At 30.4% G+C, this 15743-nt stretch carries 12 protein-coding genes; 1 reads left to right on the top strand and 11 read right to left on the bottom strand.

Translation table 11 applies throughout. The features are described from left to right. Positions 1-119 precede the first annotated feature (119 nt). The 3 genes from ACH2BG_RS12410 to ACH2BG_RS12400 are packed head-to-tail and all read right to left on the bottom strand — an operon-like array spanning position 120 to position 3558. Positions 120-1109, bottom strand: coding sequence for a hypothetical protein (locus tag ACH2BG_RS12410; RefSeq protein WP_395048008.1), 990 nt, complete (start codon positions 1107-1109; stop codon positions 120-122). A gap of 5 nt (positions 1110-1114) precedes the next feature. Then, entirely contained in the window at positions 1115-2158 is a 1044-nt protein-coding gene (locus tag ACH2BG_RS12405; RefSeq protein WP_395048007.1) for a hypothetical protein, read from the bottom strand. Beyond that, a complete protein-coding gene (locus ACH2BG_RS12400) occupies positions 2158-3558 on the bottom strand; it encodes a hypothetical protein (protein ID WP_395048006.1) in 1401 nt (466 codons plus the stop codon). Before ACH2BG_RS12400 ends, ACH2BG_RS12405 begins: the two co-directional genes overlap by 1 nt. 154 nt (positions 3559-3712) lie before the next feature. Between ACH2BG_RS12400 and ACH2BG_RS12395 the strand changes: the two genes are divergently transcribed. After that, entirely contained in the window at positions 3713-3940 is a 228-nt protein-coding gene (locus ACH2BG_RS12395) for a helix-turn-helix domain-containing protein (protein WP_395048005.1), read from the top strand. Positions 3941-3944: 4 nt separating this feature from the next. On the opposite strand, the gene ACH2BG_RS12390 is transcribed toward ACH2BG_RS12395, so the two are convergent. From ACH2BG_RS12390 to ACH2BG_RS12355, 8 genes are all read right to left on the bottom strand, one after another. Further along, complete coding sequence (locus ACH2BG_RS12390; RefSeq protein WP_395048004.1) at positions 3945-6557, bottom strand: AAA family ATPase; 2613 nt, start codon at positions 6555-6557, stop codon at positions 3945-3947. Positions 6558-6600: 43 nt separating this feature from the next. After that, complete coding sequence (locus tag ACH2BG_RS12385; protein ID WP_395048003.1) at positions 6601-6912, bottom strand: hypothetical protein; 312 nt, start codon at positions 6910-6912, stop codon at positions 6601-6603. A gap of 356 nt (positions 6913-7268) precedes the next feature. Then, the gene (locus tag ACH2BG_RS12380) at positions 7269-8075 is read right to left on the bottom strand and encodes a PD-(D/E)XK nuclease domain-containing protein (RefSeq protein ID WP_395048002.1); all 807 of its coding nucleotides are present in this window, start codon (positions 8073-8075) and stop codon (positions 7269-7271) included. Between the two features lie 40 nt (positions 8076-8115). Then, the gene (locus tag ACH2BG_RS12375; protein WP_395048001.1) at positions 8116-9123 is read right to left on the bottom strand and encodes a hypothetical protein; all 1008 of its coding nucleotides are present in this window, start codon (positions 9121-9123) and stop codon (positions 8116-8118) included. Positions 9124-9222: 99 nt separating this feature from the next. Then, positions 9223-10266 carry a DUF5677 domain-containing protein gene (locus tag ACH2BG_RS12370; RefSeq protein ID WP_395048000.1) on the bottom strand — a complete coding sequence of 348 codons (1044 nt, stop codon included), beginning with the start codon at positions 10264-10266 and terminating at the stop codon, positions 9223-9225. Between the two features lie 64 nt (positions 10267-10330). Further along, positions 10331-12748 (bottom strand): ATP-binding protein, encoded by a 2418-nt coding sequence (locus ACH2BG_RS12365; RefSeq protein WP_395047999.1) that lies wholly within the window; start codon positions 12746-12748, stop codon positions 10331-10333. An 80-nt stretch (positions 12749-12828) separates the two neighbouring features. Beyond that, positions 12829-13590, bottom strand: a complete 762-nt coding sequence (locus ACH2BG_RS12360) for a hypothetical protein (protein WP_395047998.1) — start codon at positions 13588-13590, stop codon at positions 12829-12831. 241 nt (positions 13591-13831) lie between these two features. After that, positions 13832-15592, bottom strand: coding sequence for a hypothetical protein (locus tag ACH2BG_RS12355; RefSeq protein ID WP_395047997.1), 1761 nt, complete (start codon positions 15590-15592; stop codon positions 13832-13834). Between the last annotated feature and the right edge of the window lie 151 nt (positions 15593-15743).

Below are 15743 nucleotides of genomic sequence, written 5' to 3'. Positions count from 1 at the left end.
CTTATTTTCTAAATCCTTTAAAATAAGTTTCCCATTTATTTTTCCTTTATTTTGACCATAGAAAGTAAATAAATTAAATAATAAAATGACAATTGTTATATATTTTTTTGAACTCATAATTATGGTTTTTTATTTAATTCTCTACTCTCGTTAATTATCTTATTAGATACCTGTGTTGGTACTGCTTCGGCTTGTTTTACTGTTGCTCCGTCTGTATTTTGAACAATTACATTTGATGGAGTTGTATGTTCTATTTCGTGACCAACAACAGCACCCACAATTTGGGTGAAATTTAAACCATCAACGGGTGTTCCGTTAAGTTTACCTACATTACCATTTTTTTCTGCATCTGCCAAGTCTCCCACCGTACCCATATAAACAGTTATAGTTGATTTTCCAACTGATACCTCTTCAATTTTATTAGTTGCCATATCTATTCCAACTGCTACATCACTATTCTTTGTTTTACCAGCGTCTCCACCTGGACCTTTTCCATTATCTAATATAATTTCTGTTGGTTGTGCTGAATTTACAAGTTTATTAAATTGCTCTCTACCTGTTGCTGTTGCCTGTAAAGCATTACCAATATTCTTATCAGATTTTGTTGCGTGTTCAGTATATGCACCTTTACCACCATTTGCTTTAGGGTCATAAACCTGTTGTCCTGCTTTATTTCTCCAGTCATCTGCCGCTCTACCATCAGGGTCAATATTAGAAATAGGATTGTCTTTGCCATAATTATAAGGCGACCAACTACGAAACTCTTCACTTAATGGATCCATTGTCATCCAACGTCCAGCAGTATCACCTGTTGGTTGTGAATCAACATTTAATGTATCAACAAGAATTCTGCCAACAATTTCTTTTTTGTCAACATGCCAACGCATTGTTCCAATAGTTACAATACTATCAAGGTCGTGAACTTCTAAATATTTTCCTTTACTCAATGTTGCAACTGGTGCTTTACTGCCATATTTTACAAATGGATTTCCTGCTTGAATATTTTTCTCTCTACGTGCTTTTTCTTCTTTAGAAAGTTTTTCTTTTTTCTGTGCAGATGCAGTTCCAATAGCGAACAAAAGAATAATTAAAAAATAATGCTTCTTCATAAGAATTAATTTTTGTTAAAGGTATTTAATTTTTTGTTTTCAAATTTACTTCGCTCTTCTTTTAGAGAAACTAACCAATTGAGATACATATCCTCAGGCATATTTCTATATCCGATTTGATGAATATGTTCATATTCCTTTTGTAAATCTTTAAAAAGTGAATCCTGTTTCACTTTATCTTGTATCTTCCCGATTTGTTTATAATGTGTTTCGGCTCTTAAAATTAATGCTGAGGCAAAGTTTGGATATAATTTTATTGCATTCTCACAGCACTTTAAAATAAATGCACCATCATTTTTTGGAAACTTTGTATTGTAATTATTTGCTAAATCAATAAGAACAAGTGCAATACTTTCTTTGTTACCTAATGCTTTCATATAAACACCGTTTGTAATAGCATCTATATGTACGAATCCAGATGCCATTATCCATGCATCTATTGGGAAAATTCTACTGGTGAGTTCAGTATTATACCAACCATCTTTAATACTTCTATGCTTGATGTAGATATGATTTGGTGCTAACGCTAAATTAGCATCAATTCCAATTTCTTCACATAATATTTTATATAAATATGGCATTGAATGACAATTACCTTTGTGTGTGCTTAATAATTTTGAAACAAAAAGATTTTCAGGCATTTTATGTCCAAAAACATCATTAAAATCATATCCAAATGGTTCATATTTATACATTTTACCATTAACATCAACTGGTATTGTATCACATAAAATTGAAAATATTGAAGCACGTTTATTAACTATATCTTTATCTCTTTCGACATAATTAAGTGTTTTACTATTTATGATTGCTGTGCTTAATCCATGTAACAGTTTAATTTGCTTATAAACGAAGGTGGTGTCTAAATTATCATCTAAATAAGCATTTTCCACAGAGAAAACTGCTTTTTTGAAATTGTAATTGCTCTCATTGTCAGACATACTATTTAGTAAAGTATAGCTTTCCTCAAATAGTATTTCCTTGTTTTGAGCAATCACGCAAAACTTTGAAAACAATAATAAAAGAATTAAGAAAATATTTTTTGTCATTATGATTTATTTTGTTTATCTATTTTATTTTTAGCTTCATTTAAAGCTTTTGTTAAACGTTTTAATTGCTCTTTTTCCTTTTCATTATCTTGTTTGTGTTTTTCATTTTTAAGTGAACCTAACCAATTTTCATAAGCATCTGCCGGCATTTGTTGAAAACCTAAATCATCAATTAGTTTATATTGTGTTTGCATTTCTTTCAATAGCTCTACTGCCTTTGGGTACTGCAATATTTTTTCTCTTCCCTCCTGAGTTCCAGTATTAATTCCTAATTTTTTAACGACATATTTCAAGCGTTCAGTATCATAATTTGCCTTAACCATATTAGCATTTATACTGGCTGGATATAATTCGAGAGCCTTATTAATTACTTGCTCTACAAATACATCATAACCGAATTTATGCAAATACCCACTTGCTAAATCTGTATAAAATTGCGAAAGTAGTTGTTGCTTAGTTAAGTTCTGCATGTAAATTTTATTCTGCACAGCTTCAGCAGTGATATATCCGTTATTTAAAACAAAAGATGAAACTGTGAACATTGCATTTGTCAATTCCAAATTATACCATTTCTCCTTTTCATCTTGGAATTTTATATAAGAATGATTTGGCGAAAGTGATAAGTAAGCTTCTGCATCAATTGCCTCTGCGAGTGTTAAATAAAGTAATGGCATTGAATGGCATTGTCCTGTGTTTGTTTTCAAAAGTTTAGTAACAAACATTTTCGACCAATTTTGTCTGCCCCAATAATCCTCAAAATCGTATTTAATTGGAAAATGCTTTTCTTTAAAACCTTTTACCTGCATAGGTTGGGAAAAGAACTCAAACAATATAAAGTTTTTAGCTGTATTGCTATTAACATCAAAATTTTTCTCTTTCATTTTAGCCAAAATAAATTCGGCTGTTTGCTTTATGATTTTGTCAAATTCTTCTTTCTCAAGTTTGTTCTCGAAGTAGGCATTCTCAATATCGAAATTTACATCTTTAACAGAATAATTTTCAATATTCAGATTGAGCATTTTATCGTAAACCTGTCTGTAATATTCAGTTCCTTTTTGGTTAGCCAGTGATGGAAGGATGTAATTTATTCCGTTATTTTCAGAATCAAATCCGCTATTCCCTTTTTTTACTTGGTTTAAAATTTCCGTTTTTTGTTTTTCGTTTTGCTCGACTTCACGCATTAGCTTTTCGTTTTGCAATTGTTGTCTTCGTTGGTCATTATTTCCGTCTGGAATTTCTAAATGATTTGGAGCAACATTTCTATTATTTGGATTTGAATAGTTTTGATTACTATAATTTGGAATTTGTGGAGCTTGTGGAACTACTGGTAAGTTTACTTGTCCAAATACTGCATTTGACAGTATAAATATTAAAAATAATATATTCTTTCTTATTACCATTTTTAGAATGTAACAATTCTCCTCCAAATGTAATGGATTTATATTGATGAGTTAAAATTCTTGCAAAAGTAATAAAACATTACCTAATCATACATGATTAGGTTAATTGTTTTTGATTAATCCAATTTTGTTAGTGAAACAACTGCAAAGATTTGTGATTAATTTAAGGGACGAAAATTACATCAAAGAATTTGGATTAAATCTTAAAAAGATTAGATTATCCAAAGGGCTTTCTCAAGAGGAATTAGCTAATTCTTCTGATGTTTCTTTGGCTCAAATTACAAGAGTTGAAAGAGGTGTTGTCAACCCTACTTTATGTACTATAAAGGCTTTAGCAAAAGGATTGGGAATTAGTACAAAGGAGCTTTTCGAGTTTGAATAATACTTTAACTGGGCTTCTTTGTTTTACGAATTTTAGTTCTTGTCGCTTCATATCTCTGTATCTCCTCATTTAAGTTTATTGGCTCAGGTTTCTTATAGGCGTATTTGTCACTGTGAGTATGCCCTTCCATATATCTACAACATTGAGAAAAGCTATCTAATAATTCATTTACTAATTCTTCATCAAAATAAACACTCGATAACGCATCAACGCTTACTCTTTCATTATAGCGTTGAACAACATTTTTAAAAAGATCATTGATTACTAAAACTTCGTAGCAAGTTCTTAAAGCTGTAAATCCTGCTTTTACAAGATATTCTCTTTGTGCAGGTGGGCAATCTGCTTTATTTGCCTCTATGTAAAATTTCTTTGCCGGTTCTGAATTTCTATATTCTTTTTCGTAAGAAGGTGAATTCCGTAACCAAACTTGTCCAGCATTACCATCTCTATTTTCAATCCAATGGCAGATAGAACGAACACTACTATCTTCACAAAAAGTAATCAAATTGGAAACAAAAATCAGGTCGTGAGAAAAAACAATTACTTGTTTACTAGCTGATTCCTTAACAAGTCGCAAGGCAATGTCTTTTTTTCTACTTTCATCCAAAGAGTTTACAGGATCATCAAAAATTATACCTCTATTTACCTCTGAAAGCGACATTTCTGAAATAAAATCAGCTAATGCAATTACCTTTTGTTCTCCTTCGCTAAGAATTGCAGCAGGATTTCTACCTTTTAGAGTTAATTGTCTAAATGACGTTCCTCCTGAACCTGTATAATTAACTTCAATACCGAAATTTCCGTTTAAGTCTATACACTCTTGATTAAATATGTCAATGTATTTTTGATTAAAATATTTACCTGAAAGGTATTTTTCACAATCAGTAATTTTTCTTTTTTCTGAAATCCAATTTATACCTTTAGTTTTTGAAATCCATTGTTGATTCTCAATGTAGGCTTCAAATTTCGAAAAATGAATGTTAAATTTTTCTTTATGTAAAAGATTCGTTTTTTCTTTTAATAATCTGTTTAACTCTAAATTCTGTTCATCTTCACGTTGAATTTTTATAGAATTTTCAATGGCAGAAATGATTGTGTCGTGGTCTGAAATACTTATTTTTATTTCCGCTCGTTTGTTTGTATTTCTTGTTGTAAGGTCTGAAACAATGTTTGTCGCAAGTATTTTTTGCGCTTCAAGTTTTTGCTTTAACAAAGTTAAAACTTGCGGGTATTTTTCAATAAGCCAAACGGTCAAAGTGTTTTCAGCAGGGAATAAATCAAAAGGTAATTTTTCAAAACCTGCTTTTATTTCTGTGAGTTTGACCAATGCTTGTTTGGCATTTTGTTCTGCAACACTTTTAATAAAAACCCAATAATTTGCAATCAAATTTTGTGCATCATCTGAAAGAGGTTGTTGACAAAGCAAACAATTATCTTCATTTTCAGGATAAACGGAGTTTACTACTTTTTGTTTTTTGGCAAATTGTTCAGCAGCAACTATAAAATTTTTCCATTCGGTTGTGCCAATATTTTGAATTTTATCTGTTTTGAAATTTTCTATTCCTTCTGCTTTTGAAATTGCTTCTTTAGCTATATAATCGGCAATTGAAGTTTCAATATTCGTAAGATAATCAGACGTAAAATATGTGTTGATTGCTTCAATCGTTTTTTTATTTTCTCCTAAAAGCTTCTTTATACTTTCAAGTCTTTGAATTTCTTTCTCTTTGTTTTTCGATGCTAATAATAATTCATCATACTTTTTTTCAATTTCTATTTTATCAGTTTTATCTTTCTCTGAAAACGGAGTGAGTTTCTTTAAATCGTCAAGTTTAGTTTGTGCCGATAAAGTTTCAATCAGAGTTCTGATTTCAGATTCACCATCAAATAAATCTGCAAAGTCATTTGCAGATTGTTTAATTGTAATTTCACTATTGAGTTTTAACTCAACTTGTTTTATTGCACTTGAAAAGTCAGCAAAGAAATTTAATCCTGCTGGACGAAATTCAAATTCATTTTTATGGTCAAGATGATGCTTAACACTTCCATTGTCAAATACTGCGTATTGCTCAAACTCTGAGTTAGAAAAATTAGCAGGAAATGTTAATGGAATATCTGTTCCTGCTGAATGAAAGATGAAGTTTGCAGAAACTGGTTTATGCCCACTTGTTAAGTGAATGTTTTGAATAATCTCTTCAGGTGCTTTGGAATAAAAAACTTTTTTTAACAATCTCACATAGCCAGATTTTCCTGAACCGTTTGCACCATAGATTATTGTAAGCGTCGGACTGAATTCAATTATTTGATTTTCTGTTAAAGCGTTTACCCCTTCAATATTTTCAAGTTTTGTAAACAGCAAATCAAGTTTGTAATTACCAGAATTTTCAGCGTTGCAGTTTATTACAATTTTAGCTTTTTCGGTTTCAGCTTTTAAAGTGAGCTCTTCAAGAAGATAAGAGTAGGCTGTTTCAATATCGCTGTCTAAAATAGGGTTGCCAGCTAAAATTTTTTCTGCAAGAAATTTTCCCCAATAAGAAACTCCTTCTGCGAATCCTTTGACCTCAGATTCAAGTGTGACAACTTGTGTTCCTACATCTGCTATTACATTTTCTTCTTCCATTTTTGCTAACATTTCTCTTTTTTATTACAAATTCTAACTAAAATTAATTCAAATCAGAATCAATAAACTGAATATTTCGAGTGACAACTTTTTCAAGTCGTTTTGCAACTTCTACAGTAGTAGGTATATTATTAAATTCAGTATAAATAAATAATGTATTTTTATCTTGAGACAATTGTAATGCTCCATTATCTATAACTTCTGTTCCACCTGTAAATCTAACCTCAATTAAAATTTTTGAGATTTCTTTATACTTATTTGTAATAATTCCTAGGTGTTTCTTGACTGCATTTATTGATGCTTCTTTATAATGTTCGTTTCCCAAAACAGTCATTATTTTTATTTCTTTTTCCATAAATTATATTTGATTTATTTTAACTTATTGCGGAATGAATTTACCGTTGCTACTATTGAAAAAGCTATGCACCATAAACTAAAAAAAACTCCCACGAAAGTAAATTCTTCTTTGCTTATACCATTACTAGATAGAAATAATAAATACCAAAGAAAAAAGATTACGGAAAAAATAATTCCTAAAATTGACATTGTTTTCATAGTTTTATTTTGTTTTAAAAATTACATTCTGAATGTTCTTCACTGGCAATAAAAGTTAAGTATTTTCCGCTAGGAAAAAACGAAGTTAATAAAAAGTAACGACCAATGTCAGAAAAAACACCATTGCTTTATTGTTATGATTAACAATAGGTTTTATTATTTGTAAATCTCCATTTTATAATCTTTAATATTTCTCTCTTTATTATCGAAACCAACACCGACCATTATAATTTCCTTACGTTCAATTATATATTTTTCGTAATACTTTTTTTCTTTGATTTGTTTTAATGCTTCGTCACTTGTACCAAGTTTAAACTCAAATATGTAAATTATATTCGAGAATCTAATTACAGCATCTATCCTTCCAATATTTGTTTGTTCTTCTGAAATTATATCAAATCCTAATAACTTAATTATTAAGTGAATATTTGAATGTAGATAACCTTCTTTAGTTTTCAGAATGGCATAAGAAACAGATGCCAAAATACTGTTCATATCAACAAAAAAAGAATCTAAATCCCTAGTAATTAGGGAATATCTAAGTTCCTCATATGGTATAACATTGTCTTCACTATCATATATTTGCAATAAATAATCAATCATTTCTTCCAATTCGGTTTTAATGATTTGAATTTCCTGAATTACATATGATGTATTTTCGCCTTTATCATTTATATCCAATAAATTTTGATTTTCAATTAAGTATTTTTTGAACCAATTAAGACCTTCGACAAGTTTTTTTGGTGTTGAATAAACTTGTGGAACTAGTTTTTTAACATAGAGATTGTTTTCAATACATGATAAAATAGTGAATAAGAACTGTAATAATTCTGAGCCTTTTTCAAGTTTATATATTCCAATTTGTCTATGCTTATTTTCATCATCATAAAAAGCTTTAATATTAGAGTATCGCGTTGAGAAAAATTCGTGGATATAACTTTCGATTTTTAGTACTTTTTTCATGGGGTATCTTTTAAACTTGCTTCTAACATCTAGTCTTTATTTACTGATTGTAGTATCCGCCTTCTCCTAATGGAGACCAAAAACTATATTTAACGTGTTTGTATCTTCTAATTTCTTCTGGAATTTCCTTAACTCCTTGCGCGGTTATATTAGGTTTAAAAGTTTTATTACTCATATAAGCAACCGTGTTTTCAAATACAAAAGTGAGATTTGGTATCATTATTTTTAAAAAGCCAGAAAGGGATTGCCTTTTTAGTTTACTTTCTTTGTGATTTAATTGAAATGTTGGTGATAGTACACTTGAATCTTTTTGCAACTCAAAATCAAAGAGTTTCACATTGTCCAATCTATGGTCTAACGCATTTCGCATATTTCGGATTGTTTTCATAAAGAAAGAAGCAGATTTAACAAATACTACAAATGGGTCAGCTTCTCCATATTTTTTAATTAATATATCATAGAGATTAGGAAAATGAGATTGCTTTTTTAAACCTTCATTTGGATAAAAAACAGCAATGATTTCTATCAAAATTTGTTCGATATGGTCAGCTTTTTGAAAAATTGTTTTACATCTCGTTTCAATATCTCCTATTGCCGGTATAGAATATGAAACTGATTTATTTCTTTTTCCCTCGTATTCTTCACTAACTTTTTCTTCTTTTTCTATGTAATCATTTATTTCCTTTTCAAGAATTACTATTTCTTGTAATATCTCTAATGACAAAGTCAATGCTCTGTCAGTGTCAATGCTTTTATCAAAAAATTCAGATTTGAAAAGTGTTTTGGCAGTTAAAAATGTCTTTGAAACTAATTCAGAATCTGCTCCTTGGCCAATTACTAACTTATGAATATTGTTAGGTAAATTTATATTTGTCCTTTCAGGGTCTATATCGTCAGCCATCATAAATTCATAAATGGACTTTTCCTTGATAACAATCAATCTATCCCCAATCTTAGGCATTTCCAAAATTGCTCCATCTTCTTTAGTCCCAATTTCAGCCATTCCCCCAGACTCTCTTTTTCTGTCTATTGAGTTTTTATCTTCCATATATTCTACAAATTGGTTTTAAGATTGTTTATAATATACTGTGGTTTCCCAAAAGAGTAGAACTTGTTAAGTCCCAAAAACTAAATTTTGGAATTCCATTCAGGCATAGTTTTTTTCCTTTTCTGCAAATTCATTTATTAATTCATCACGTAAAAAATAAAGTAATTCTTTGGTTATTCTATTCATGTATGAATCTTCCATATTTAGAAAAGCTTCGCTCATTATTGTTAAAGAAGAAGATGAAAATTCTATAGAATCTAAAAAACCAAAATCATTACAGCTAGTTAATAAAAAATCTTGTTCACTTTCACGAAGTCCTAATTTTCTTTTTATTCCAGAAACCCCTGAATGAACATTTTCACTTGCCCAAGTATAAATCGGGCGGAAATGCTTTTGACCAACAGCTTTTTCAATTTCTCTGATATTTCGTCGACCATTTGGCAACACTTTCATAGTCCAGCCATAACCTTTACCAAATTCTTTACCGTATTTTTCAATCATTTCATTTTTGTCATTTTCAAAGAATTCTAAATCTTCTTTAGCAAATGATTCCCAACCGAAGCTATCATAATTTTCTTGATATTCCTCAACTTTTTTCCAATTTTCAATCGCCTGATAATCATTATACATTTCTATTGTTTCATAATCATTATCATAAAGAAATAGAAATGTAATACATAGCTCGTGTAACGTTCTCCATCTCGATAAAGCTCCATCTGCATAACCATTTGTTACAAGAACCCTTATTTCGTTGGCTATTTGACAAGCTCTAACATGAATAGAAATTAATGTATCTAATTTTATTTGGTCTTCTAGTTTATCAAATAATTTATAATATTTGTCATATGTGAAAGAACTAATTTTTGAATTTAATTCAATAAAAGCTTCAAATATTTTAATTCCAGAACCATATTTTGATTTAATACTTTTAGTTATTTTTCTTTCTTGCTTTTTTAAATCATTATTTTTATCAAAACAATATCTATAAAGTTGTTCAGAAACTCCCACAAGAAGATTTTCAAGGACTTTTGGAAGTTTATCATTGATTGCTTTTTCGAATTCTTCATCAGAACCGTCAAAATCTTTACGATTTTCTTTAATTGCCTTTTGGATTAATTTTTCAATATAAAATTCTTCGTCCATTTTTTGTTGAAATTATGCCTAACATCTTAGGCTTCTTTACACTTTCTATATTTGTAGCTTTTGATTATTTTGTTACTTTATTCAAAGCTCTAACAAAATTTTCATTTTTTGATAACTGAAATATTTTCTTTAATTCAATCCAATATTCTAATGTAACGGCTTTAGATAGCTCATTACAAATCATATAAGCAAGCTTCTCTTCAAATTCAAACCACTTTTCACTTATTATTATTTCTGTCCGTGGAGAATTAAGGTCTAAATCCCCATTTCCGCAAATATCAACAATCAAGATTAAGGGAAAAGGGAAAGATATTTTAACTTGATTCTCTTTTTGTCTCCATGATTCAGGGAAAAGTGTAGTAGGAACTTCTATGCCATGAAGTGATAATCTCGATTTAGAATCTGCCAATTTTCTAGTTGAACTATCTTTACTTATTCCACCATCATCATTTACAGTTATAGAGTTTGATTCTTGAGTTATAGAATTTGTAGAAACCCAAAGTTTTTTTTCAAGAGTATAATTTTCATTTTCTACGGTAATATCAATTGATGTTAAATCTAGTTTTTCAACTGGTTTGTCATGACTTTCTAAAATAGCTATTAAAGCAGAACCAATTATTCCTTCTTCTTTGTTGTCCAATGAAACTTCAAAAATTCTAATATTTTCATGTTCATTCCAAGTATAATCCTTAAGAGAAATGGCAGTTACTTCTTTAAAACTGTTTTCGTTCCTAACTTTTTGATGAGATGTCGTATGAATATTAATCTGAAAGGGTGGATTTGGAATTACATTTTCAACGGATTGGATAAACTTGTCTTCTGTCATATTCTCCCAAGGGTTCTTTGATTTTCTCAAAATTAACTTTGTTGTTGTCCCTGGTAATTCATGTTTGCCCCCTTTAATCCAAAAAATACTTTCTTGACCTTCTACTGTAATATTTAATGCCTCACTAGAAGTATGCTTAGCATACACCCTTTTTGTATCAACAATTAAAGTATCAGCTACCATAAAACAGGATAAAATGCCAATGCCAAATCTTGATGTTGGTATAAAGTCTGCATTCGTTTCAGATTTTATATTGTAAAAATCTGTTGATTTATAAAATGAAGAACCAACTTTGGAATAATATTTATCTATAATTTCTTGATCCATTCCTGTTCCATTATCTTCAATTTCGAGAATGATATTATCATCTTCTTTGTAATATCTTACAAATATTTCAGGTTTGTATTGATTACCCCATTTTAGTTCTTGAGCCTGTCTAAGCAGACAAGCATCTATCGAATTTTGCAATAGCTCCCGAAGTGCAACTTCAGGATTTCCATAAAGTTTCGTCCCCATTAATAAATCAATAACTTGACGTTTACTCAAATTGAATTGTGTATCTCTATAGATATATAGTGGTTGGCTACGAATATCCTTTTTGGTTGTAATTTTTTCACGATTAACCTTGAATGGAAACTTAATAGAAATACCTCTGTTTTTAGTTTTGTTAAATTCATTCAACATTGAAACAATATTGTTGCAAACACTTAATTCATGGTCGATAAAATCACAAAATTGATGTATTGAAGCTTCAATTGCTGGATGAATACATTTAGCATTGAATTGTATTAAATCTGGTGTGATTTCCCATGCTTCAACTGCTCTATGTTTATTCCATTCTTTTAATGACACTGGATTCCTTACATAAAGATGAGAATACAAAACTGTTGGTGTACGTTTAGCATCAAAATCTAAAATATCTGCTAATCTTAAAATAACGCCTATTAATGGTAAGCAAGCAAAAGTGTTTTCACCACACAAGTAATTTTTGTCAAGTTCAAGTAAAGTTAAAGCATCTTCATTGTGACTAAAACAAATTTGTGCAAATTCAACAGTCAAATCAGCATCTCGATAACGAATTTTTCCGTTCCAATCCTTTTCAATTACTTCTCTTGCTCTGTCTGCATGCGTTTGCCTAATGAACTCTGTTATCAAATATGCTTTTATTGTGTCGGCATGTGTATTTTTACCTTGATTTATAAGTCTTTGAATAATTTCTTGTTGATCCGGTCTTGCAGAGTAAAAACGTTTAAACTCATTAAAGGTCTTTTCTTCATCTGTAGTAATTTCAGGTTTATCATCCCAAACTTTTTTCCAAGTCAAAACTTCCTTTTCTTCAGGTGCCATTCCGATGTCATGAAAAAATGAACTAATAATCAATAACATCAATTCAGGTGACGATAAATTTCCAATTGTTTGTTCAGGAATAATTTTTTCCATTAAGTGCAAAACACGAAAGAGATGGTCACCGTCATGGAGAGTAAACTCTCCCATATGTTTTATGATTGTCTTAGTCCTTTGAAAAGCATAAGAAACAGCTGAGTCAACTAATGTTATAACTTCAGGGTCTTTGCTTCCGCATTTATTCTGTAATTCAATATATAGAGCACTTTTTTGAAGTCGTGGTAAAAATTCGTCTTTGTAATCGTCCATCATATTTTTATTTTTTATTTATGTCGCTATATAGTTCTAATAACCTTGTACAACACTTATTAGTGGTAGTTGTTTTGTTTATTTCATTGATTTCCATAATCTAATAAATCAAAATGAATGTTAGTTGATTTATAATTTCCTGTTCTCATACTTTCAATAAAATCTTCTTTAGATATTTCAAAACCACTTGATATATAATGAAAATGCGGTTGTCCGTTATTATGATTTTCTTTACCTGCTATACTGTTATATGTTAGAAAAAAACAATGCCAAATATCACCTTGCTCAAAGAAATGCGACACAATCACTTTTCTTTGTTCAATTACATTTTTAAGTTGTCCATCGCTTAAATCGGTTTCACCTACTTTTTCAATTGTTCCATCATCTTTTATATGAAATAATTTCGGTAGTTTTTTTCCTTCTAAACCATTTGGCAAATTTTCAAAAAGATACTTACTATATATAAAACCAAAATCATTATAAGACTTAAATATAAGTGATATTAGTTCGTCAGGATTTAAAGTCATTCCTCTTAATAACTTTACTTGGTCTTTTTTACGTGTTGTTTTTAGTAATTCTAAAAAATTGTTGTGAACTTTAGTGTTTTCAAATTGTTCGAAAAAACCAACTAAAGTTTCCTCAGCCTTTTTTATAAAAAAATCATCCTCTAGTAATGAGGTAAGAAATGGATTTTTAGCATTTAATAAATCTCTTAATGAAATTGTTCTTTTTTCAAGTTCATATGTTTTATAGTACTCAACAGGATTCACTTTTTCAACTTTATCAGTTGAAAAAATCCGTGTAAATCCTTGTCCATTTTCATCAAATATTTTTTTAGTGCTCATCGTCTTTCTTACTATTATTTTTATGCGGTTTTGTGTACTTACTGCTAATTTGTTTATATATAGAAAAATCATCACAATTTATTCTATATTTAAACAGATTGTGATGATAAATACCATATTTATTTTTGCTAAGATATAAATTAAAACATCAAATAATTCTTTCATTTGAATAGTTAATTTATTCATCCCATACTACAAGACACTTAGTAAAAGCAACCTATCAATCACATACTTTTAGTTTTTAAAATTCAAGCAAACAGTACTTTACCGTATAATTGTCCGTTATTGCAATGGTCTTTTCATTTTCTTTCAATGATTTTTTAAGTATCAAATCAGGCAATTTTTCGATATATTCTTTAGGCAGGTTCTTTTCTACATAATCAAACAATTGCGTATAGGTAATTTTATTCTTGAAAAAGCGGTTGATTGCCGTTTCACACTTTTTGGCGTGGTTTATCGTTTCCTTTCTTCTTACTGCGTTACACTCCTGTTTCTTTTTCAGCGCATCGTATTTGGCAATGGATAATAAATGCTCATTCCACTTGGCTTTAGTGTACTCAAAACCGACTTCTTTTGAGGTTTTACGGGTCATATCGAAATACTCGAATGGGAATAATGGCGGGAACTGATTTTTAGCAAACCATTTTCTTGCCCACTCAATACGCCAACGCATCTGCTGTATTTCATCAACCAGCACGCTTTTATTAAAGCTGTTACCTGTAAAGGCAATCCATTTGTTTTGATAATACAGGGTAATTGCCTTTTTCCAACTTCCCGCAAAAGGCGTGGAAAACCTGTAAATCTTGGATATGGATTTAAAGAAATCCTGTATTGCCAGTTCCCTAAACTCATCGTTGGTCAGCGTTCCCGAAAATGCTTCTTTGAACAGATAGCGAATATCAATTGGTTTGTAATTCATATACTCCCCATTGGCAAGGTTTACCGCCAATTCCTGCGGGTGTACAATCAGCTTTTGCAATTTTTCGGATAAAGTATTTTGAACTTTAACAATTTTCGCGCCCGCCCCCTTGTTTGAAATATCCTCTTTGCTGTTGGGTGTTCCTGTAGAAAAAAACAAATGAGAAGGCGTAAGGGCTTCGCCCGAACTCCTTAAAAATCGAGAAATGTTTTCAACATTCTCATTCATTTTACATTCATTTAAAGATGTTCCAGTATTTTCATTGTTATCAGGTAAAAGATTCCAATATTCAAATCTAACTACCTTATTATCAGCTTTTATTATTTTTGAGATTTTAACATCCAAAACCACCAAAATTTCAGGGTTGATATGCACTTCTACCGGTTTGTTTTGACCTGCAAAATGATATTCCGTAAATACACCCGCTTCTTCCAGTCTTTGTCTGTGATTGCGTACCGTTTTGGTGCAAATGTCAATACTGTGAATGTCTTTTCGTTTTAATTCTGTAACTAAAAAAGAGTTTATTTTAAATTCCTGAATTGGGCGTTTGGCTGTGATACCCGACTTAATGAATTTTTCATTGCGTTTCATCAATTGCGAATTGTACAAGTGCAACAGATTTTGAAAAACAATCTCGGTGGCATATTTAACGCTCTGTATTTTCTTTTTTTCCACAATCAGACCGTAATCATTGCAGAACTGGTTTACTGCTTCGTTGTAGGCTCTTGGCTTTAAGTTTTTCCTGTTCAATAAAAAGACTTTTCTAAATTCTGTTTGAACCTCTGTAAGAGAGTTTTCCTTACAGAATTGCTGTACTGAAGTATTATGCTTTTGGATTAGTTCGTTTTCTGTCTGTGTCTTAAAATTGTAACTGGCAATGTAATTGCGGTAATTATCCATTGTGGTCGAAAAGGCTTCTTCGATTATCGCAGGATATACAGCAATGATTCTGTTATCCAATTGCAATGGCATTGCAATTGTTTCTTCTACATCCTTTTTGGCTTGAGTATCGCCGAAACCGAAAAGATTCGAGGCAAGGGAAAAAACTCTGTCGTCTAGTTTGTGATGTGAACTCGTTCTCATAGAATTACATTTTAATTAATTGCAATTGTTTTACTAAAAATGGTAATGGCATTGCAATGCTTTTGTAACCTTTCGGTACGGCGTAAAGTTTTACGCCGTTACGTCAAGGGAATTTGGCAAATTGCCGTTGTGTATTGTTAGTATTGATTCT

This window comes from Flavobacterium sp., assembly GCF_043779715.1.
Classification (GTDB): domain Bacteria; phylum Bacteroidota; class Bacteroidia; order Flavobacteriales; family Flavobacteriaceae; genus Flavobacterium.
Note: the sequence above shows the minus strand (reverse complement) of the source record. Positions and strands in the feature narration are given on the sequence as shown.